The 22,672-nt window shown below is 40.4% G+C and carries 19 protein-coding genes; 8 read left to right on the top strand and 11 right to left on the bottom strand.

Annotated features, from left to right (window positions below; all coding sequences use genetic code 11):
• Positions 1-69 precede the first annotated feature (69 nt).
• The 5 genes from Q0590_RS08140 to Q0590_RS08120 all read left to right on the top strand — a co-directional run bounded on the left by Q0590_RS08140 (position 70) and on the right by Q0590_RS08120 (position 6,046).
• Complete coding sequence (locus tag Q0590_RS08140) at positions 70-864, top strand: XRE family transcriptional regulator (RefSeq protein ID WP_302037017.1); 795 nt, start codon at positions 70-72, stop codon at positions 862-864.
• A 117-nt stretch (positions 865-981) separates the two neighbouring features.
• The gene (locus Q0590_RS08135; protein ID WP_302037016.1) at positions 982-2,526 is read left to right on the top strand and encodes an AAA family ATPase; all 1,545 of its coding nucleotides are present in this window, start codon (positions 982-984) and stop codon (positions 2,524-2,526) included.
• A 136-nt stretch (positions 2,527-2,662) separates the two neighbouring features.
• On the top strand, positions 2,663-3,175 hold the full coding sequence (locus Q0590_RS08130) for a hypothetical protein (RefSeq protein WP_302037015.1): 513 nt from the start codon (positions 2,663-2,665) through the stop codon (positions 3,173-3,175).
• 60 nt (positions 3,176-3,235) lie between these two features.
• Positions 3,236-4,864, top strand: a complete 1,629-nt coding sequence (locus Q0590_RS08125; protein WP_302037014.1) for a VWA domain-containing protein — start codon at positions 3,236-3,238, stop codon at positions 4,862-4,864.
• Between the two features lie 216 nt (positions 4,865-5,080).
• Positions 5,081-6,046, top strand: coding sequence for a TPM domain-containing protein (locus tag Q0590_RS08120; RefSeq protein ID WP_302037013.1), 966 nt, complete (start codon positions 5,081-5,083; stop codon positions 6,044-6,046).
• Between the two features lie 5 nt (positions 6,047-6,051).
• Here the strand turns inward: Q0590_RS08120 and Q0590_RS08115 are convergent, their stop codons facing one another.
• From Q0590_RS08115 to hslV, 4 genes are all read right to left on the bottom strand, one after another.
• The gene (locus Q0590_RS08115) at positions 6,052-7,275 is read right to left on the bottom strand and encodes a serine hydrolase (RefSeq protein WP_302037012.1); all 1,224 of its coding nucleotides are present in this window, start codon (positions 7,273-7,275) and stop codon (positions 6,052-6,054) included.
• A gap of 168 nt (positions 7,276-7,443) precedes the next feature.
• A complete protein-coding gene (locus Q0590_RS08110) occupies positions 7,444-8,739 on the bottom strand; it encodes an amidohydrolase family protein (protein ID WP_302037011.1) in 1,296 nt (431 codons plus the stop codon).
• A gap of 72 nt (positions 8,740-8,811) precedes the next feature.
• Complete coding sequence (locus Q0590_RS08105; protein WP_302037010.1) at positions 8,812-11,826, bottom strand: amidohydrolase family protein; 3,015 nt, start codon at positions 11,824-11,826, stop codon at positions 8,812-8,814.
• Positions 11,827-12,199: 373 nt separating this feature from the next.
• Positions 12,200-12,736, bottom strand: coding sequence for an ATP-dependent protease subunit HslV (hslV, locus tag Q0590_RS08100; protein ID WP_302037009.1), 537 nt, complete (start codon positions 12,734-12,736; stop codon positions 12,200-12,202).
• A gap of 145 nt (positions 12,737-12,881) precedes the next feature.
• Between hslV and Q0590_RS08095 the strand changes: the two genes are divergently transcribed.
• Entirely contained in the window at positions 12,882-13,313 is a 432-nt protein-coding gene (locus Q0590_RS08095) for a YbjN domain-containing protein (protein WP_302037008.1), read from the top strand.
• A 71-nt stretch (positions 13,314-13,384) separates the two neighbouring features.
• On the opposite strand, the gene Q0590_RS08090 is transcribed toward Q0590_RS08095, so the two are convergent.
• Positions 13,385-15,052, bottom strand: coding sequence for a pyruvate dehydrogenase complex dihydrolipoamide acetyltransferase (locus Q0590_RS08090; RefSeq protein WP_302037007.1), 1,668 nt, complete (start codon positions 15,050-15,052; stop codon positions 13,385-13,387).
• A gap of 111 nt (positions 15,053-15,163) precedes the next feature.
• On the bottom strand, positions 15,164-15,514 hold the full coding sequence (gene gldC, locus Q0590_RS08085; RefSeq protein ID WP_302037006.1) for a gliding motility protein GldC: 351 nt from the start codon (positions 15,512-15,514) through the stop codon (positions 15,164-15,166).
• Positions 15,515-15,961: 447 nt separating this feature from the next.
• On the opposite strand from gldC, the gene Q0590_RS08080 reads away from it, so the two are divergent.
• Positions 15,962-16,105: a hypothetical protein gene (locus Q0590_RS08080; protein WP_302037005.1), complete on the top strand. Its 144-nt coding sequence runs from the start codon at positions 15,962-15,964 to the stop codon at positions 16,103-16,105.
• Positions 16,106-16,195: 90 nt separating this feature from the next.
• On the opposite strand, the gene Q0590_RS08075 is transcribed toward Q0590_RS08080, so the two are convergent.
• Positions 16,196-17,764, bottom strand: coding sequence for a GAF domain-containing protein (locus tag Q0590_RS08075; RefSeq protein ID WP_302037004.1), 1,569 nt, complete (start codon positions 17,762-17,764; stop codon positions 16,196-16,198).
• A 322-nt stretch (positions 17,765-18,086) separates the two neighbouring features.
• On the opposite strand from Q0590_RS08075, the gene Q0590_RS08070 reads away from it, so the two are divergent.
• On the top strand, positions 18,087-18,770 hold the full coding sequence (locus tag Q0590_RS08070) for a DUF2306 domain-containing protein (protein ID WP_302037003.1): 684 nt from the start codon (positions 18,087-18,089) through the stop codon (positions 18,768-18,770).
• Between the two features lie 70 nt (positions 18,771-18,840).
• Here the strand turns inward: Q0590_RS08070 and Q0590_RS08065 are convergent, their stop codons facing one another.
• From Q0590_RS08065 to Q0590_RS08050, 4 genes are all read right to left on the bottom strand, one after another.
• Entirely contained in the window at positions 18,841-20,010 is a 1,170-nt protein-coding gene (locus Q0590_RS08065; protein WP_302037002.1) for a hypothetical protein, read from the bottom strand.
• A gap of 206 nt (positions 20,011-20,216) precedes the next feature.
• On the bottom strand, positions 20,217-21,500 hold the full coding sequence (locus Q0590_RS08060; protein WP_302037001.1) for an adenylosuccinate synthase: 1,284 nt from the start codon (positions 21,498-21,500) through the stop codon (positions 20,217-20,219).
• A gap of 280 nt (positions 21,501-21,780) precedes the next feature.
• Positions 21,781-22,134: an STAS domain-containing protein gene (locus Q0590_RS08055; RefSeq protein WP_302037000.1), complete on the bottom strand. Its 354-nt coding sequence runs from the start codon at positions 22,132-22,134 to the stop codon at positions 21,781-21,783.
• Positions 22,131-22,607 (bottom strand): Fur family transcriptional regulator, encoded by a 477-nt coding sequence (locus tag Q0590_RS08050; RefSeq protein WP_302036999.1) that lies wholly within the window; start codon positions 22,605-22,607, stop codon positions 22,131-22,133. Before Q0590_RS08050 ends, Q0590_RS08055 begins: the two co-directional genes overlap by 4 nt.
• Positions 22,608-22,672: the final 65 nt, after the last annotated feature.

The raw sequence follows: 22,672 nt of genomic DNA, 5'->3' as shown, positions 1-22,672 counted from the left end.
ATAACACGAATATACGTAAAATAATTTTAGTTACTGCAAACAATTTTAGCTTTTTAAACAAATAAACTGATGAACATTGAAGAAAGGATTAAACAACTGGCCACTGAGAAAGAAATACCGCTCAAAACCCTGGCTACTAAAATTGACATGACGGAAACTGGTTTTTATGCCATGCTGCGGAACAAAAGCATGAAAGTAGAAACCCTGCTAAAAATCAGTAAAGTATTGGGGGTAGAACCGGCTTCTTTTTTCAACAGCAAGCCAACAACCGAAGTAGCACCCGCCGCTTCATCCAGTGCAGAGTTTTATACTGGAGCTAATATCCGGATATTACCGATAGTAGTAGATAAAGAGGAAAACGAACGCATTACGTTTGTTCCCATTAAAGCAGCCGCCGGTTACCTTACCCGGTACCAGGATGTAGAATACATTCAGCAACTGCCCAGCTTTAATCTACCCAATCTGAAAGATGGCACCTACCGGGCTTTTGAAGTAGAAGGCGATAGTATGAAGCCCACCATTCATGCCGGCGATATTGTAATATGCCGCTACGTAGAAAACTGGTACCATATGATGGATAATAAGATCTACCTGGTAGCTGGCGTAGATGGAATTGGAATTGTGGTAAAACGGGTATTAAACCGTATCCGGAAAGAGAATAAAATAATATTGTGTTCGGAAAATGACTTTTATCCGGCTTTTGAGCTGGCCGCCAGTGAAATATTTGAAATATGGGAAGTAAAAGTAAAAGTCAGCACTAACCTGGAACCTCCTTTATACCTGGATAACCGCCTGCGTAGATTTGAAGAAAGCATTAATTCTGTTGTAGGGATGCTTACCAAAGTAATGGTCTCAGAAAGATAATTTATACAGCTCACAGGTTTAGGATGCTGAAATCTGTGAGCTGTACTTTCTCCAAACCTGCATTTTTCCGAACAATTCTAGCTTTTTCACAGTTAGGCAACTGAATAGAACACCTGCATGAGCCGAAAAGAAAGAATTAAACAGATAATACAATCCTTGCAAGCTGGTTTATACGAGAAAGAAGAAGCCATCCGCCTATCCTTACTCTCTGCTATGGCTGGCGAAAGTATATTTTTGCTGGGCCCTCCAGGAGTAGCTAAAAGCTTAATAGCCCGTAAACTCAAATATGCTTTCCGAGGAGGTAACTCCTTTGAGTACCTGATGAACCGCTTTAGTACACCCGACGAAATTTTCGGGCCGGTATCTATTAAAAAATTGAAAGACGAAGATAAATATGAACGGCTAACAGATAAATACCTGCCTGGAGCTAATGTAGTGTTTCTGGATGAAATCTGGAAAGCCGGCCCTTCTATTCAAAATGCTTTGCTTACGGTCTTAAATGAGAAAATTTACCGCAATGGCGAGCAGGAAGTAAAAGTGCAGATAAAAGCTATTGTTTCTGCTTCCAACGAACTGCCCGGACAAAGCGAAGGCCTTAGTGCCTTATGGGACCGTTTCCTGGTGCGGTATATGATTACAGAGATTAAAACGAGTGGCAATTTTGTAAACATGATTGTAGATACCTCAGATGTATATGAGGATGTGATGGAAGAAGAACTAAAGATTACCGAAAAAGAACTACACGAGTGGGATGAAGCTATTAACAGCATAGAAGTACCTGCGGAGGTTATTAATGTTATTCAGGTTATTAAGCATAAACTAGAGCAATATGATGCTGCCCATACCGAAAACTCCTTTCATGTATACGACCGCCGCTGGAAAAAAATGATCCGCCTGTTGCGTACTTCTGCCTTTTTGAACGAACGTACAGCTGTAGACCTGATGGATTGCTTTCTGCTCCCCCACTGCCTCTGGAACCGCCCCGAACAACTGGAAATAGCCCAGGAAATAGTTGCCGAAACTATCCGCAAACATGGGTACAGTATTGCCTTGAATATTACTCCACTGAAAGGAGAATTACGGGATTTTGAAGAAGATGTCCGTAAAGAAACCCAGATTCCCAATGTTGTGCTGGTAGACAAACCCCGGCCGGTAGATAAAGAGTATTACGAAATTCTGAACATAGAACAATACTTCGATGGCAACCGCATTAAGCGGGGAGATTACGACCGGCTGGCTATTGATGAGGAATCTACGATTAATTTGTATGATAAAAACGGTAACCTCACCAATCGCCTCAAAGCCCGAAAACCAGAAGATCAACCGACAGGTTTAGTCATTAATTACAATGCCCGCATTTATACGTTTCAACTGCTCACCGATAAAGCCGAAAAAACAGAATATATCTATAAGAAACCACATCCGCTGGTGCAGCGGTACTGGAATGACCGGGCAAACCAGTTAAATTCATTCATTCTGGAACAAAAGGAAACGATTAAAAATAGTATGCCAGAAGCTTTGCTTCATCTGCGGAACAATCTGTTTGTAGCCCCGGAATTTAGTGAACTGGTAGAAACTAATTTTCGTGAATCGGCTGATTCTCTGGATTCTTTAGCCTTACAGATAGAAAAGATTAAGCATTTGTACGATAGTATAAGGTAAACACAGTTGCATAATTTTTCTCGAATAAGAAGCATCTTTTTTAAAGAATCTTATACAGTCCTTACATCAGCTGCAGGTAAATCAGCTTCTCTGAAAGGAAAGATTTATGTATATTTATTGATAGCTTTCCGTTCAGGTGACACTCATCCTCATTATATGGCTCTTTATTGGCAGGTTGCTTTTTCCGGCAGCTTCAGAAGCGGATACACCCCGCTGGTACCGGCCAACTATGTATAATGATTATCTGGATTTCTTTGATGCACAGGGGAATAAAATAGGCCGGCTTGCCTATAATCCTGCCAGTTCTAAAGCTGTATTTACCTCCCGCCGGGTAGCCTTGCAATTCAAAACGAAAGGCTTTTACGATGGAGAAATCAAAATTAGACGCTACGATAGCCAGGATAAAATTGGCGTAATCCGAAAAATAAACCGCCGAAGGAATAAGCTGATCATGTCAGATGGCCGGGAGTATACCATAGATTTAAAATCCATGACGGTTAGTGAAGATGAGGTAGTGCTATTGAAATTTGAGGAGAAGAACAAAAATGAATTTATGGTGCAAAGCAACCTGCACAACGAGCAGGAAATGATGGAACTCAACGCCATTCTCATGTATGGCCGCATTGCCTGGATGTTCAGCGGGGTGTAACGCTAGCTCTTTAAAACTTTTTCCTTTCTTTAGTGCTTTAGTAAGTATAGTCTTACTCCCATGAAAGCATACGAACAGGCAGAAGAGGAATTCAAGCAATTTATTGAATTTGGGAATATATTCGATAAAGCCACTAGGCGGTATCTGGTGTATTACCTTCAACACAAAGTGCAGCCAGCAGCAGCCCTGGAATCTCACCGGTATAACAGTCCGCAGTACGATTACCTGAAAGAAAGCCTGGATACGGTGTTTGCTGATGATAAACTACTTAAAGTGGCTTCGGGCAATCTGAGCCTTTCCAAGCAGATCATCCACGATACGTTGCAGTGGATGCGCAAATCGCAACAGGAAATTAACCGGGATAATCCTTGCCAGGAGGAGTTTAAACGCCTGCAATCCTGGAAAGACCGGCCATTGCAAATTTATGCCGATACCTGGTATCACCTGACTAATTTCCTGAAAGAGACCTATACTAGAGAAGAAATAGACATCAGCTTTTATGAGAAGTATTTTGATGACATTTTCCGGGATAAGGCAAAATTTCTGGAATCTATCAAGAACCAACAAGAGAAACTGCCGATAGATATACTGCTCGACGATTTGCTGATGCAATGGGAAAAGTTGCTGATTGCAAAAAGTCTGCAATACGAAATGCAGGAAATGGTCAGGAAGCAAGACGAGTACGCCAAGTTGCTGTATGCGAAGGTAGAAGAGTATGAAAACATGATGGAACTGATTGCCCCTTTTGCGCAGGAAGTAGGCCGTTTCTGGGATATGTCGCGGGGCTTGTGGAAGCAAACTAATTTTGATGTATTGCATCGGTATGCTGAACTGCTGAAAAACGAAAAATCTATCCGCGAACTGGCAGATCTGCTGGGCCGGATGCGGGAAGCACAAACAGAGATAGAAGAACAGTTGTATGAATATACTATTTCCAAAGCTTCCTGGAAAGGCAGTATAGAGCAGAAAACAGAAATTGGGGGCATTCACGAAAGTGATGATTTAAACTATGTATTGCCTTCCGAAATGGCTATGCTATCGGATGCGGTAACAGAAACAGCTTTTTACAAAAAATATGTAGAAAAAGGCTTACTTACTTTTCAGTATCAGGGCCGTGAATCTGTTTCCGGGGAAGGTACCGCTACCGATAAGCGGGAAATTACCAGGCGGAAAGAAAAAGGACCATTTATTATTTGTGTAGATGCCAGTGCCTCTATGGAAGGCTTGCCAGAGCATGTGGCAAAAGTGCTTTGCTTTGCTATTCTGAAAATGGCTGCCGGTGAAGGGCGGAGGTGCTATCTGATTTCCTTTTCTACCGGCTTGCAGGTAATCAACTTGCTGGAGCTGGAAACCTCCCTGGATCAGGTAGTTAAATTCTTATCTATGACGTTTAACGGAGGTACCGATATTCACCCACCTATGTATGAAGCCTTAAATATGCTGCAAACCCGCGACTACAAAGAAGCTGATGTGCTGATGATTTCTGACTTTATTATGTATGAAATGCGGGAAGACCTGATGAAGAAGATCAAACAAGAGCAGCGGCGCGGCACACGTTTCCATAGCCTTACTGTTTCTACCGAGTCTAACGCCAGTATTGTAGAGCTATTCGATAATTACTGGATTTATCATCCCGAAAATAAAGAAATTGCCCGCCAACTGGCCGAAGATTTACGGAAGATAGATTGATGTGCTTATGTGTTGATGTTGGGTGTTCAGAGTAAAAACCTGTTAGGTTTTCAAAACCTAACAGGTTTGGGTTTGGCATATAAGTAACTATTTGCACAAAAACTATAAATGTAAATCGCACAACCATCAGCACATTAGCATATCAGCACATCATCCTTGGTTTACTTTATTTGAAGAATGCCATTAAGGATACATTTTGGCCATCACCTCAAACAAATGAACTTCAGATACATTCTTTTATTTTTTGCTCTGCTTTGCATCGTTGCCCATCAAAGCTTTGCCATACAGGTTCCTGTGCTGCAAGGCAGAATAAATGATTACTCCAACATCTTGTCTGCCGAAACCCGGCAGGCGCTGGAATACCAACTCCAACAGCAGGAAGACACTACCACTAATCAACTAGTACTTCTCACTATTCCTTCGCTTGAAGGGCAACCCATAGAGATGTTTGCCAATGAGGTTTTCAACACATGGAAACTCGGGAAAGCCGGAAAGAATAATGGCGTATTGTTGCTAATAGCCGTCAATGACCATCAAATGCGTATTGAAGTAGGCTACGGATTGGAGCATGTATTGACAGATGCCTTGAGTAACCGCATTATCCGGAATGAATTAACGCCCCATTTTAAAGAAGAACAGTACGAAGAGGGAATAAAAGCATGTATAAAAGCAATTGTCGGAGCAGTTGATGGAACTTATACGTTGTCTGCAGAAGATACCGAAGATGAGCTAAACGTAGCTGAACAGCTTTGGATCGGTATACCGGTGATGCTTGCACTACTGGTTTTTACAGCCATCATTATTTTTCTTGACTTTTTTGCCCCAGATTTAAAAATCTCCTGGTACCTGTTTTTATTTATCCTGATCTTCTACCTGGTGTTTCCGCCTATCATTTTTGGGGCAGCCGTTGGATTCAGCATTGCAGCCCTATATGTACTCTTCTTCCTGCTATCCAGAATATACTTTGGCAGCAAAAATGGCAAAGAAGCTGTTAGCCGCTTCCAGACATCCAAGTTTATGACAGCTGGCGCATCGTCCGGCAAATCCCGTTCTTCCAGTTCAAGCTCCTCTGGTTCTTCTTCCGGTTCTTCCTTTAGTAGCTGGTCATCTGGTAGTAGCGGCAGTAGTTACTCCGGTGGGGGCGGAAGCTCTGGTGGTGGGGGTAGCAGCGGCTCCTGGTAAATAGACTATTGTTGGGTATAATCAATGCTGAATTTTGAAAGGTCGGGTTTATTTTTCCTTTTTCGTTTAAACTCATGTTCTAAAATTACCCGGCCCAGGTTGGCTAAAAAAGGTTTTCCAATAGTTTCATATTCATACTGGTTGTCGTTGAAAATGCCATTTTCATTTACAAGAATGGTAGCCGTCAGCAAAAACTCTATCTTATTTTCCAGGTCAATAATATAGGCATTGTCAGTGAGGGTACCGTAGGCCCAGCCGGCTTTGTTGAAAATGCGGATGTTGGCAGGAATTTTCTTTTTAGTATCGCCATAGAGAAAGAACTTGCCATAGCTGTTATAATAACTTTCGTCATATACCGGGCTTTTGCTCTCTTCCGGAAACATAGACATATATTTATAAACAAACTGGTAATCAGCCTCTGTTAGCCCAAAACGTTGTTTTTGGGGCACGGCTTCTGGAAAAATTAGTGCCTGAAGTATACCATGTAAATCCTGCAAGGCAATCTGGTTTAAAGCAGAGAAATCCATGGGCTTTTCAATCAGTGTTTCCTGCTGCATATAGCCGCTGCCTTTTAAGGTTGTTTGCAGTTGATTGGGATACTCCTCCTGATTATAAGCAGCTGGTTGCTGATAAAGGATCTCCCCTTTTGTGTTATAAAAAGTAAATCCATTCGTACAACGGTCTTCTTCAGCAGTGCTTCCAACTTGAAGACGTTTGATGAAACGATTATTCGTAAAACCTTTGTTATGCAAACCATCGTGCATGCCTTTCTGTCCCACAAATTCATAGAGCCGGTTATACGCATCATTATCACTAACAAGTAGTATCTTTTTGATGTAATGTGCCAACGTAGGTTTGCCATCCGCAGCTGTAGAATCTTCCAACACGGCAGCTTGTTTGGTACAAGTGCTATCTATTTTCAGCGGACTTTCCTTGATTAAGCCTGGTACGTTGAGTTGATTGAGCTTTTCCAGGGAGAGCAGAACTGCCGGAAGTTTTACGGTACTAGCCGGGTAAAAATACTGACCTGCATCTGTGCGGTAAGAATAGGTGGTAAAAGAAGGTTTGTTGTTTTTGTCCCGGTTGATTTGCGTATACAGTACTTGTACCTCAAATTTTTCCGGATTCTGCAAAACCTTACTGAACAGTTCGGAATGGGATTTTAATAAGTCTTCTATCAAATTTTTGCCTTTGGCGGGTTTTGTTTGTGCAAATAGAGTGGTACTCATCAAAAGTACAAGAATTGAGATAACAACAAGTTTAAGCAAACGAAATGGCATGAGGTGATACATAAAGGGATTTAGAACAAGATAAGCTATTTTCTATAGCCAGGCAAAAAGCCTGACTTCAATAGTCAGGCTTTAGGCATTGTGTACAGATATGGGAAGCCTTGGATTTTACTTCGTGCTGTACTTTTCATCGAAGCGTTTAAACAGGCGTTTGTGCTTATTATCTAATACTATCTGGCGGCCTTGAATAAAGGCGTAGGTAACGTCATTAGTTCGCATATCTAATAAGTCGCCGGAAGAGACTACAAGTGTGGCATCTTTCCCTTTTTCCAACGTACCTGCCTGATTGTCTATACCGAGTATCTTGGCATTGTTAGCAGTAACCAGAGTAAGTGCTTCTTCTTTGCTGAGACCATACCCGGCAGCAGTACCGGCCATAAAAGCCAGGTTGGTATAATTTTTTGTTTCACCAGGATAACTTAGTCCTACCAGAATTCCTGCTTTGCTCAGCATGGCCGGAAGTTTGAAAGGTAAATCCACATCGTCTTCGGGACGGGTTGGCAAGCGGTGAAGTTCACTAACTATCACTGCTACATTGTTTTCTTTTAAAAAGTCTACGACCATCCAGGCATCCTCCCCTCCCATTATAACGACTTTCTTCACCCCATGAATTTTGGCAAATTGTACACCTTCTATAATTTCTTTGCCGTAATTGGCATGAATGTATAAGTTTTTGCTTCCATCAAACAGACCCCTCATCGATTCTAGTTTGAGATTAGCAGGTGAAGGATTTTTAACCTGGCTGTAGGCTAACGCATCGGCAAAGGTGCGGCTTAGTTCATCTAGAATTTTCGGATGCCCTTCGTTCTTCTTAATGGGTTCCGGGTCATACCAGATTCCTCCGGCTACAAACATAGCCGGCCAGTTCAGGTGAATGCCATCTTCTTTTACAGCCGCATCTTCCCAGTTCCAGGCATCTAACTTAACTAAGGCAGAGGTGCCAGTAACCAGGCCGCCTTGTGGTACTACCTGGGCTATCAATACGCCATTTGCCCTGGTGGTAGGGATCAGTTCAGAGTCGGTGTTATAGGCAATCAGCGAACGTACATTGGGGTTAATACCTCCTACTTCACTAAAATCCCTGGTAGCCCGTACAGCTGAAACTTCATCCAGTCCTAATCTGGTATTTGGTGCAATTAGTCCGGGATATATATGTTTGCCAGATACGTCTATAATATCGTATCCGGACCGGTCGAAATTGGCTGTAGCTGCCGAAGCTACTATCGTCAGTTTCCCATTTTCAAAGGCTATAATAGCATTTTCTATTACTTGTCCGTTGCCTAGATGTGCTGTTCCACCTACTAGGGCTACGGCTTTAACTTGGGGCTTTCCAGGGGTGGGTGGCTGGGCAATGAGGTGTATAGAAATGAATATACAGTATATAAAAGTGAATAATGCTCTCATGGGTTTGTTGAATAAAGGATGTTAGTTATTTGAAGAAATTTTAACATAGTCTTTCAGGCTTAATGACTTTGCCTACTCCTCTATTCCACCTATATCTTCACAATGCCAGATCTGAGTTTTCTTCAAAGCAGGGCTTTCTGCGGCAGCACCTCCGTTTTTGGCATCCATCATTTTTCTTACAATCCGGTTGCGTTCTGCTTTCAATTCTTCCCGCAACTTAATATCTCTTTCCAGGTCATAGTATAAAATGCCATCTACAAAGGTTTTTTCAGCTCTTGCATAGATAGAAAGAGGATGATCAGACCAAAGCACAATGTCGGCATCTTTGCCAGGTTTAATGCTTCCCATGCGATTATCCAGGTGAAGTAGTTTCGCAGGATTTAGGGTTACCATTTTTAAGGCCTCTTCTTCGGATACACCACCGTACTTTACTGTTTTGCCAGCCTCCTGATTAAGACGGCGGCCCATTTCAGCATCATCAGAGTTAATAGCAGTAGTAACACCTACTTTATGCATAAGAGCTGCATTATACGGAATGGCATCCTGTACCTCCATCTTGTATGCCCACCAGTCGGAGAACGTAGAGCCACCAACCCCATGCGCCTTCATTTTATCAGCTACTTTGTATCCCTCCAGAATATGAGTAAAGGTATTTACTTTAAAACCCATGGAATCCGCTACATGCAGCAACATATTAATTTCAGACTGTACATAGGAATGGCATGTGATAAAACGTTTGTTATTCAAAATTTCTACCAGAGCTTCTAATTCCAGATCTCTTCTAGGCGGAGTACCGATCTTGTTTTTAGAAGAATTATAGGCTTTCATGGCTTGTTCATACTCTTTTGCTCTAGTGAAGGCATCCATAAACACTTGTTCTACGCCCATACGGGTTTGCGGAAAACGGATACCATAGGCTTCGCCCCAGTTTGCCTGCTTTACGTTTTCACCCAAAGCAAACTTTATGTAGCCATCGGCATTGGGTATTTTCATTTCTTCTGGTGAAGCTCCCCATTTGAGTTTTATTAAGGCAGATTGTCCGCCAATAGGGTTTGCGGAGCCATGCAGCAGCTGGGAAGCCACTACCCCACCTGCCAGCTGCCGGTAGATATTAATGTCCTCTGAATTTACCACATCGCCAATACGTACTTCTGCTGTTACTGCCTGGGCCATTTCATTCACTCCATTGCTAATACCAATGTGTGAGTGTTCATCTATAATACCTGCTGTTAGGTGTTTTCCTGTACCATCTATTGTGCGTGCACCTGCCAGTGAGAGGTTTTTTCCTACCTTAGCTATTTTGCCATTCTGAATCAGTACATCTGTATTGTCTAATTTACCTTCTTTCTCGTTGGTCCATACCATAGCATTTTTGATAATGATATTCTCTGCCGATAATTTGGTATCCACTCCAAATGCATTAAACGGGTAAGTAACTTTACCCAAACTAGCCACATCAGCTTTAGCAGCGGAGTCTTTTTTTGCAGGAATTGCTTGTTTGAAAGCTTCTGAATACGTAGCTACCCATTTTACAGGGGTACCTTCGGCTGTAATACCTTCTCCTTTTAATGTTTTATCTTCTATCCAGCCGCTAAGTCTGTTTTCTCCTTTTTTGCTTTTTTTGTCAGGTGAATAAGCCAGGGTTAGCAAATTACTTGCTGAACGGGTAGCTTTTACTTTTAAGGTATCTTTGCCAGCTTGTACAGCAAACTCCGGATTACCGGCTTTCCCAGAAACCAGTAGTTTCATACCTGTTTGACCTCCTACTCTCAGATCGTATACTCCTCTGATATCTGTAACCGGCAGTTGATTTACGACATACTTATACCCTTGCACCCAATTCTCATAAATGGTATTTTGCTCACTGAACAGGTTATCGGAAGTAATAATAAAGTTGGCTAACATACCTTTTTTTAAGCTTCCCAGCTGATTATCTGCTTTTATTAGGTGTGCAGGAGTATAGGTAAGAGCTTTTAATGCTTCATTATCAGGTAGACCATATTGAATGGCTTTGCGTACATTGTTCCAGAAATCTTTTTTATCTTTTAAGCCACTGCTTGTAAGACTAAAAGTAATTCCTGCTTTGGCTAACGCTGCCGGATTAGCAGGAGCCAGTTCCCAGTGTTTCATATCAGCAATAGGGATCATTACTACATCTTGTGGATCGTCTACGGTGAGGGCATTTGGAAAATTAACAGGAATGACCAGAGAAGCGTTGGTTGCTTTAATTTCTGCTATCCGCTGGTATTCATCGCCAGCCCCTTTAATAATATATTGTATACCAAACTCATCTCCCAGTTTATCTGCACGCAGAACATTTAATTTATCACTTACTTCAAAAAACTGTGGCAAATTTTGCAATTGATTGAAAGCTTCCAGAGAAAGATTCTGCTCTTTGGCACTGCCTCCTTTTTTGTACCAGTCGGCATCCAGGTAGGTTTGGCGGAGTAAAGCTATAGCACCCATCAGCGAAGTGGGATAGTCTTGTGTAGAACTTCCTTTATTGAAGGAATACCAGGCAGCCGCTTTCTGCTTCAGCGTGGCCTCATTTTCCAAGCCTTCATGTAGGGTTATTAAAGTTGCAGACCCGCGTGCAATTCCGTCAGGGATGTGGCTAAGCACAGTGCCAAAACCCAGGCTACGCATTTCTTCGGCTTCCTTGGCATTTAATTTATATTGTTCACTGGCGTTTGTTTCCGGACGTATAGACTGGTTCCAGCTGTAAGGCCCCTTCTTGGCCGATTCCATTTGGGGGCCATTTTTAGGAGCCGGCTTAGGTACTTCTGGCATACTATAGAATGTGTGCAAATCTATTAGTCCGGGGTAGATATGATTGCCTTGTAAATCTACTTTTACATAGCCATTGGGTACTTGAAGATTAGCACCTGCTGCTTCTATTAGCCCATCTTTGATCAGTAAAGTTGCTTTTTCCAGGGTAGTCTGATAATCCGTGTGAAGCGTGGCATTGGTAAAAGCATACATTCTGCTTCGCTGGTCATACACACCATTTCTGGGGAATGTAACCTGTGCAAACAGGTGTACCTTCAGGAGCAGCAAGCCACCTAAGAGTAAAAACTTTTTATTCATATTGGAATGGTTAAGATTTGGGAGAAGCTATCAAATTATTCTATTATCGGACAGGGTAGTAGCTAACTAAAGGTCCTTTTAGTAGAATTATTATACTAAATATATAAAATCAGATTTAGAAAATTACGGGATGCTCTAACTAATAGATGGCTATGATTGGATAGGAAAATCATCTCAAGTGTACTATAATTAACCAAGTACAATAGGTAGTACTCACGTATAAGCTATACTATAAAAATTAACCCATCTGTAGGAGAATTAACTTGACGTTTTCTTCACAGATAGGTTAATTTCTAGTTATTAGTTAAAATTTTAAACTTACCCTTTTTTCTTACTACTACAGTTCTAGGCAGTAAATTGTAAACTCCTACGGTTATAGCTTTTCAATAACCAGATTATGATTGGTATAGATGCAAATGTCTGCCGCAATATGTAGCCCTTCTTTTACAATTTCTTCAGCAGTGAGATGAGGTGCATGTCTTTTTAAAGCTAACGCAGCGGATTGGGCATACATCCCTCCTGAGCCAATGGCAGCAATTTGTTCATCCGGCTCCAGTACATCGCCTGTGCCGGAAATCACCAGTAGTTCGGTTTTGCTGGCCACTACCATCATCGCTTCCAGGCGTCGCAGGTAGCGATCTGTGCGCCATTCTTTCGCCAATTCTATAGCTGCCCTTTTCAGGTTGCCACTATAGGCAGTTAATTTTTCTTCAAATTTTTCCAGCAGCGCAAAGGCATCAGCTGTAGAGCCAGCAAATCCGGTAATTATCTTACCATCCATGAGCTTGCGTATTTTTTTAACATTACTCTTTGCTACGGTATTCCCAATAGTTGCCTGCCCATCTGCACCAATGGCTGCTTCGCCATTATGCAATACGGCCAGTACGGTGGTTGCATGTATTTTATTCATATAATGTTTCTTTTTGTTTTTTTTATGCAATTCCCTTCCCCGAAAATTACATCTGAAGGGGTAAAGTTACTAAATAAAGGGAATTACCTTTTTTGCTTATTTTACTTTATTTCTGTTAATTTATTTACAAGACAAAACTCAAACTATGGAAAACATTGAATACTACTACAACATGATTGAAAACTGTATCACCAATCTGGGCGCAGATCCTAAAATATGCCGCGGTGAAAAACCAGGGCAATGGGATTTGAAAAAAGGATCGGCCAAAGTATGGATTGATATATGGAAGCAAGAGGGAGAAGAGTATGGCTATTTCCAGGCTATGGCTCCTGTGGTGGAAATTCCTAAGATGAACCGGGAAGCTTTTTTTAAGGAAATATTGGAAATTAACCACAAATTGTATGGAGTGGGCATGACCGTATTTGAGAACTGGGTATATATAAAAACGGTGCGGGAGCTGGATAACTTTAGTGAAGGCGAAGCATTAGCTATGCTCAATAGAATAGGCAATTATGCAGATGATTATGACGATGTGTTACTGAAAAAATACCACGCTGGCACAGCCCCTTTGTCATAAAAAGAAATGCCGAATGATTAATGAAATGATTTAGCTTTATTCATTAATCATTCGGCATTCTTTATTAATCCTTATACTAATATTCTTACCGGATCTTCCAGCAAGCCTTTTAGTGTTTGCAGGAAAGCAGCTCCCAAAGCACCATCAACCACGCGGTGGTCACAGGATAAGGTTACTTTCATCACATTTCCGATTTTAATCTCTCCATCTTTCACAATTGGCGTTTGTTTAATACCTCCTACGGCTAATATACACGCATCTGGTGGGTTAATAATAGCTGTGAAATCTTCAATACCAAACATACCCAGGTTAGAAACAGTAAAGGTATTTCCTTCCCAGTCAGCAGGTTGTAATTGTTTGTTTTTTGCTTTGCCACCTAGATCTTTAACTTCAGCTGCAATATGAGATAAGGTTTTATTGTCGGCAAAACGGACAACGGGCACCAACAATCCTTCTTCTACTGCTACAGCTACCCCAATGTGTATGTGCTGGTTATACCTTATTTTATCACCCCGCCAAGAAGAGTTAATTTTTGGATGTTTCCTTAAGGCTACAGCCGCAGCTTTTATTACTAAGTCGTTGAAGGAGATTTTAACTGGAGAAAATTCATTCATGCTTTGCCGGGCTTCTACTGCTTTATCCATGTTAATTTCCATGGTGAGGTAGAAGTGGGGTGCACCAAATTTACTTTCGGCTAGGCGGCGGGCAATCGTTTTACGCATTTGCGAAACTGGTACCTCTTCGAATTTTTCTTCGCCTACTATGCTTGGCAATACCATGGGTTTTTCGGCAGGCTTTGCAGCCGGAGCTTTTTCCTGAGCCGGAGCTGAAGTAGCAGGTTTGGCAGCAGGTACAAACGATTCTACATCTCTTTTTACAATACGCCCATTGTCTCCTGAGCCCTTAATCTGGCGGATATCAAAGCCTTTTTCCTGGGCTAATTTTTTAGCTAATGGAGATATTTTGAGGCGTTCATCGGAATCGGCAGCTACTGGTTCGGGCGTTTGTGCCGGACTGGTTGCAGCGGGAGCCGTGGTTTTTTCTTCCGGTTTAGATGGTGCGCCATTCGCCTCTTTGGCTGGCTGTGTTTTTGGTTCTTGTAATAAAGCTTTATAATCAGCACCTTTTTCGCCTATAATGGCTAATACGCCATCTACTACTACCGAGGCACCCGCTTCTACACCAATATATAATAAAGTGCCATCTTCATAAGATTCCAGTTCCATGGTAGCTTTGTCGGTCTCTACCTCTGCCAGCAGGTCGCCAGATTTTACAGCATCTCCTACTTTTTTATGCCAGGCTACAATGGTACCCTCTGTCATGGTATCACTCATTTTAGGCATCCGGATTACTGAAGCATTTACCTCAGCAGGAGCCATAGCCGGGGCAGTAGGTTTGGCTTCTTCCTTTACCGGAGCATCGGCCGGCTTACTGGCTGGAGCACTTCCATTACCATTTGTATTGTTACCAGATTGTTTCAATAAAGCATCAATATTTTCGCCTTTTTCGCCGATTATAGCAAGTATGCCATCTACTGGTACAGCATCTTTCTCTTTGGGGCCAATATACAATAGGGTTCCATCCTGGTACGATTCCAGATCCATGGTAGCTTTATCTGTTTCCACTTCTGCCAGTACATCTCCGGATTTAACAGTATCACCCACTTTTTTATGCCATGCAGCTATTACACCTTCCGTCATGGTATCGCTCATTTTGGGCATTCTAATGATTTCAGCCATAGGGTAAAATTACAGTTTCGATTTTAGTGTGTCAAAAATAGTTCTAATTAAGAGTTTATTCAAATAATTCCTAAAAGAGTTATAGGGTTTTGTGCATAACTTATACAAGCTTTATAGCTTCTCTTGCTCCTTCTTTATTTCTTCTTCCAGGTGTTTGAATAATTTACGGCAAACCGTGTGAATTTCCTCTGTCATTTTCTCGTCTCCTGTGGCTGTGCGAAGCGCATCGGCCATACCAGCAATGGTTTCGATATAAAACCGCTTCATATCTCCTACCGGCATGTCTTTCGTCCACAGATCAATTTTTAAGGTATTGAAATGAAAATGATCCCATAAGGATATAGTGATGGCTTTTGTTTCTTCCAGTCCTTCGTTCGGATTATCGGTAGCATCCCAGAATATTTTCTCCGGTATGTTTTTATCGTCTAATTCTACAGTGAATTTTATTTCTGATCGTTTCATGAGAATAATTAGTTTAAAAGGCTATACAAAACATTCGGTTAACGAAGCCAAAAGGCCAACTTATTTCTGAAGCTTGCGTAAGTTGTTGCTTAAAAACCCCTTCGTATCTATCAGTTTAACGCATATACGTAAAGCTTGGCTATAACTACCGTGTTCACTACAGGCAGCTGGCTACGTAGAAGACAAAAAACAAATTTTCTGCTAGTTACTAAATAATTCATTAATGTGAGAATCTTCGGTTGTTGATGAGGCGCCAAGTAGAATAATTGAACGCTGCGGATAAATGCAGAAGATAATTTTTTTAAATCTGTAGGAATAAAGTGAAATTTTTTATTAATTTATTGAAATTTTTTAATCCCTTTCGGAGCAGAGAGTGCAGACATTAATTGTGAAGCTATGTTATATAAAGTGTTTGTAAGGCAGGAATACATATCCAAGGCCAACCTAATGGGACAACTGAAGGAGTTGTCGGATGAAGTTGTACAGCAAGAGGAGTATCTGGTATTTATCTCCAAAAAGGGTTTCCGCAAATTATCTACTACTTTAAAAGAGCAGCGGATAGTTCATAAACTCGAAACAAAATTAACATAACTATAAAGCTATAGTCATGAAAATGCCCTGTAATAAAATACTTATTACAGGGCATTCCTCACTGGGGTTGCTATAGCATAGTTTCTGCTTTTATTCTTTTTTGAAATTACTAGCTTCAGGAAATGCTAGCATAATGGCTTCCAGCGTTTGCCGTTCCCGGTTCAGCGCTTCTTCTGTTTGTTTTTTATCTGTAATGTCTGTAATGGTAGCTACCAGGTACACTTCACCAGACTCATCAGTAAAGGTTGTTTTCCGGGTAAGTACCGTCCGCTCTATACCGCTGCTATCTGTATTAGATTCTATATTAACATTTTCTTCTCCGGAATTAAACACTACCTCATCTTTTTCATAGAAAATATCGGCCTGCTCTTTAGGGAACAAATCATGGTCGGCTTTATTCACTAGTTGTTCGCGTTTCATTCCAGCAAAAGCGCAGAAAGCATCATTCACCAGGATTAAGCGATGCTGACGGTCTTTCACCAGAATTGGGCTACTGATTTTATTAATAATACTGTGCAGGTAGTTTCTGGCTTTTGTCAATTCGTTTTCGGCCTGCTGGCGTTCTGAATTTTTGCGTTGTAAATCTTCCTGGGTTGCATGAAGTTCTTCCATATTCTGACGCATTTCTTCTTCCTGTGCCCGCATCTGCTCAGATTGCTGCTGCGATTCTTCCAGCAGTTTTTTGGTGCGTTCGTTTACTTTTGCATTGGAAATAGTAGAAGCGATACTCTCACCTAATTTCTCAATAAACTCAATTTGGTATTTCTGAAATTTTTGGAAAGAAGCCAGTTCTACAACGCCTAACACTTGGTCGTTTACTTTTAGCGGCACAATCAGGATACTTTTAGGGTTTGCCAGCCCCAGGCCAGAAGTAATGTGTACATAGTCTTCCGGTACTTCGGTTATATAAATAGTATCTTTTTCCAGGTAGGCTTGGCCTATGAGCCCCTGCCCTGGTTGAATGGTTTTCTCTATGTATTTTTTACGGTTGTAGGCATGGCAAGAAACCAGTTCCAGCTGGGGAAGTTGTCCGTCTTCTTCGTTAACCACAAATAAGCCTCCCTGGTTAGCATTTACGTACTTTACCAGACTAGTGATAATTTGGTCGCCGAGTGTTGTGATCTCTTCATTGTTTGCACGCAGAATATATACAAATTTGGCTAACCCTTCGGTAGCCCAGTTTCTTTCTTGTTCCTGGTTAGCGATATTTTTCAAATGGTCGCGTAGGTCGGTGAGTGTAGTGGCCAGAACATCTTTACGTCCATTTTTCTCTGTTGCCGAAGTATTATATTCAGCCTCCAAGTTGCCTTCCTTTATACTTTTTATAAACTCAGTAGCATTTTCGTTGTTTATAGCCAGGCTGTTTATAACGGTACCTATCTGGGCCAGTTGAGGAAGAGATACTTCTTCTATTCTTTGTTCTACATCACCTTGGGCAATTAAAAGGGCTTTTTCTGCTACTTGATTAAGGGCTTTAAGAAAAGTGTACTGAATGAAAATATATGCTAGCATAGCCAGCGCTGAAAACAGGAACAATAACAGTTCATCTATATAAGTTGTTGTCTGCCGATTGCACAGATAATTGACAATGGCTAAAAAAGCAATAGAACCCGGAATCAGGTAAATCTTTGCTGTAGTTACTGCATTCTCTTTCGACATAGATCAGGAATTTTCTTCAAAAAGCTTAAAAAATCAGAATATGAAAAAATCTGTTACTTGATTGCACAATTTAAAGTTTATGGAAAGGCCCTTATGTATAAATGAAACCCAGGTATAACGAATGTAGTGTTTTGAGCTATTTTATTCGAAATTGTTTGATAGGCTATACTAAAAAATCTCCCGATTTCTGGGTTTCCGCTTTACCAGGATCTTTATCTGCTTCAAGGGCAGTATTGTATGCTTCATCGGCAGTGTGTTGTGCATCCTGTAAGCAAGGCTTATTTTGGTATAGGAAGAGTATTCAAAATACATCATCTGTACAATGGAAAATATTTATATAGCTGTCCGTTACTTACATATTGCGGCGGGCATTACGGCATTTTTTGTGGCTCCTGTAGCAATGGTTGCCAGAAAAGGGAGTTCTGTGCATGTATTCTGGGGCAGGATATTTTTCTGGAGCATGGTTGTGGTAGCTTTCACGGCCATTCCTATATCTATCTATAACCCAAATATATTTTTGTTTCTGGTTGCTGTATTCAGTTTGCATTTGTCTGTATCGGGATACCGAGCTTCTGCGGCCAGAAAAGCAAAGAATGTTTATCAGAGTATTTTAATTGATAAAAGTATTGCTGGCGCTTCATTACTGGTTTACCTGTTGTTAATCGGCTGGGGGTTGTACACGGCATTAAGCACTGCGGATACAGCATTCGGGATTATTGCTATTGCTTTCGGATTAGTAGGCCTGCGTTTTTCTATAAGCCAGCTCCATAAACTTTATTGGCCTTCTACTACTAAAATGAACTGGTGGTTTGACCACATGAATGGTATGTTGGGTAGTTATATTGCTACTCTTTCTGCTTTTTCCGCCGTAAATTTTCATTTTCTGCCGCCTGTAGTCCGCTGGTTATGGCCAACTATCCTGGGGGGCATAGGAATATCTATCTGGGTGAATTATTACAAAAAGAAATTTAATAAGTTGCCAGAACAAAAGGTTATTGCTAAATAATGAGGAGTATCCTTGCGGCTGAGTAACAAGAATGTTATGGGCAATAGTATTTGAAATTGTATAGTCAAGTTCAAAATGCTCCTTCATTTAAAATGTAAAAAAATTTAAATGAAGGAGCAATTGGTTGTATCTGATTTAGAACAAAATAACTTCCTATTATAAAATTAAATAAAGCAATAAATAAAGCGATATATCTTAAAGTAACTGTTTTCTCTACTTTTTGAAGTATAAATAATGCGACAAAAAATGAAGGAAAAATATAGCATAGGCTTCTGGTTACATCTCCCACACTTAATGCTACGGCTGTAACTGCACAGATACCAACAAGAAATAAAAACAATTGAAAATAAAATTTTAGCTTATTCAATATTATTAAAGCAAATAAAAGTAAAATCCAAAAAAATTCAATAGGTGTAAATATTGCAGCAGCAATAAACGAAGAGTTTATTTTTAGGGAATATAATCCAACGTGCGCATTACTCCCTATAGGTGTAGATAAGCCATACTTTTGTCCTAGATAGAATCTAAGTAAAAAATATGCTGCCCATGCATACAAAACAGCTGTTGATGATTTACCAAGAGAAAATACTGATTTAAAATTGAAGTTTTCTATACCTTGTTCCTTCATCTTCCACCAAAAGTATACAAAAAAACTTGCTATCACCGCTCGTTCATCTAAAAAACAAGCTGCCAAGGTGAATAAAACAATAAGTGACTGATGGGAATACATTATGGCTAATGTCAAAAGGAAATACGCAATACCATCAAACCAAACATATTTAATATCCCAAAAGCAGGCTTTGCCAACATATATAAAGCTAATGCCTGCTACTAAAAGAAAAGCTGTTACCCGGTCGTTCGTAATTTTTTGAAATAACCTTGCCAAGACAATAAAAAAAAACACTCCACAAATCTGTTGGATAATAATTAAATGGATAACTTTTAATCCAAAAATATGGCCCAAAACAGGCATTGTTAGTCTAAAGGCACGTTTTGCTATATTATCGGCAGGATCTTTATATGTAGTTTCATTTATTTTTAAAGGACTTATTATTTGTTCATTTAAAGCTTTCCAATATGGGTTAATAGCACTTCTGAGATTATGCGGTGGAAAAGAAAAACAGACACACAAAAAAGTACATAACAAAGCAAATTGTAGGATCCAAGTTGGTTTGTTAACAAATTTCTCTATATATATAAACACTCTTCGGGAAATATTAGCTATGAATTCTATAATCATATAAAAATCTTATAAATGATATATTTTTCTAGAGATCATTCGTAATTAATGCCATTACTTACGAATGATCAATCAACTATTTTTTCGCGTATATTTTATCAAGGTAGTTATTAAAATTTCTAGCAATAATTAGTTGCAGTAAAATACTGTAAAAGGCTGCTAAAAGCAGCCTTTTACAGTATTTTACTGCATTATAAGAATATGTACTACCTTAAAACAGCTTCCCGCTGTAAAGTAGCTGTCCTGTCTGGACTTACAGAGAGCAGGGTGATAGGCAAGTTTAAAGAATCTTCAATAAATGCGATATATTCCGTTAATTCTGAAGGCAAAAGATCAAAAGTAGTTGCATTTTGCAGAGAAGTTTTCCAGCCTTTAAATTCTTTATATACTGGTTCCACTTCCTCATCCAGCAGATCGTATGGGAAATGTTCGGTTAATTCTCCATTTTTCAGCCGGTAATGGGTACAGATTTTAATGGTATCAAAAGAATTTAATACATCTACCTTCATCATAATCAACTGCGTAACGCCATTGATCATAATTGCATATTTAAGTGCAGGCAAATCCAGCCAGCCGCACCTGCGTGGACGGCCGGTAGTGGAGCCAAACTCTTTGCCTTCCCGACGAAGTATTTCTCCTTCCTCATTTAGCAATTCTGTAGGAAAAGGGCCGCTACCAACCCGTGTGCAATACGCTTTAAAAATGCCTAATACTTCTCCAATATGACGGGGTGCCACGCCTAACCCAGTACAGGCGCCAGCCGTCATGGTATTAGAGCTGGTAACAAAGGGATACGAGCCAAAGTCTATATCTAGTAAAGAGCCTTGTGCCCCTTCCGCCAGTATCGTTTCTTGTGTTTCAATAGCTTCATTAATCAGATATTCACTATCTACCAGGTTAAATTGATTCATGAATTCTACTGCTTCAAAGAAATCTTTTTCTAAGGGAGCCAGATCGTAGCTAAACTGATGGGCATCCAAGATGGATAAATGCCTTTCTAACAAAGCGGTATACCTTTCTGTAAAATTAGTTGCCAGAATATCTCCTACCCGTAACCCGTGCCGGGCAACTTTATCCTGATAGGTGGGGCCAATACCTTTTAACGTAGATCCGATTTTCTTTTCGCCTTTTGCCTGTTCATATGCAGCATCCAGCAACCGGTGTGTTGGAATGATAATGGAGGCTTTTTTAGAGATAAACAGGTTTTTAGATAAATCTACTTTGTACTTAGTTAATGCTTCAATCTCCTTGCGGAAGATGATAGGATCTAATACTACGCCATTGCCTATAATATTCCGGATCTCTTGCCGGAATATGCCGGATGGAATCTGGTGCAGTACATGCTTATTTCCATCAAACTCAAGTGTATGTCCTGCATTGGGGCCACCCTGAAAACGGGCTACCACTTTGTATTTTGGTGCCAGAAAATCTACAATTTTCCCTTTTCCTTCGTCGCCCCACTGTAAGCCTAATAATACGTCTACGCCCATCTTAAATAATAGTGATTATAAGAATTAATAATAAATACTTTATGCTATACCCTTGAAAAAACCTGGGAGAATCATACTTTTTACTGTTGAAGGCTATAAGAAAGAGGCAACTGATGTAAAACCAAATTGAAACATCCTGCTAAATAGTAGATGATACTTCATTCTTTCTGCGCACGAAATTATATGTAGAATGAACTACAGGTAGTAATATAATTATTCATGCTTTTAATAACACATTCCGTTTTATGCGCCTTCATTCTCACCTGCTCCTGACTTTAGCTTATTCCTCAGGCTCACTTTTTAGTTTGGTAATTCCCTCCGCCTGATCTTCTACGATACTGAAAATAGAAGTGAGTTTAGTGACAATCAATAATTTTTTTACTTGTTCTGATGGCCGGGTTAATACAAGTTCACCACCTCGGGTCCTGAATTTTGCAAGCAAGGTAGTAAGCAGGTTAATGCCAGTACTGCTGAAATAGCGTACCTGCGAAATATCTACCACACAAAGCAATACCCCTTGGCCAATAATTTTATCGGCGGCTGCTAATAATTCCTGCATGTCATAAGCCCCAGTTAAATCTCCTGAAAGACTCAGCCGGAGCACATTTTCTGTAATCTCTGTGGTATAGGTCATTGCGTAACTAGTTGTTTTTTATTTTCACAATGATCGTTGGTACAACTTCCGTAAAAAATAAGTGAATGATGCAGTACTTTAAAATTAAGCAGATTACCTACCATGTTCTGAATATTTTGTACACGGGGATCGCAAAACTCCATAACCTTATGGCATTCTGTACAAATAAGATGGTCGTGCTGTTTATAGCCGAATGACTTTTCGTATTGAGCCAGATTTTTTCCAAACTGATGTTTGCTTACCAAGTCGCAGTCTACCAGAATATCCAGGGTATTATAAACAGTAGCCCGGCTCACCCGGTAATTTTTATTTTTCATACTGATATACAGCGACTCTACATCAAAGTGTCCATCACGTGTATAAATTTCCTCCAGGATGGCAAAACGTTCGGGTGTTTTCCGTAACTCTTTGCTTTCCAGGTAAGCAGTAAATATTTTTTTAACTTCTTCGAAATTTCTTGTATTCAATGGCATAATATTTCAACGGCAAATGTATTAAAAACTACTAGGATTGGTAATATATTTTGCCCGCTTTTTCC

Source organism: Rhodocytophaga aerolata, from assembly GCF_030503435.1.
Lineage (GTDB): Bacteria > Bacteroidota > Bacteroidia > Cytophagales > 172606-1 > Rhodocytophaga > Rhodocytophaga aerolata.
The sequence above is the reverse complement of the archived record's forward strand: the minus strand, read 5'-3'. Positions and strand labels throughout refer to the sequence as shown.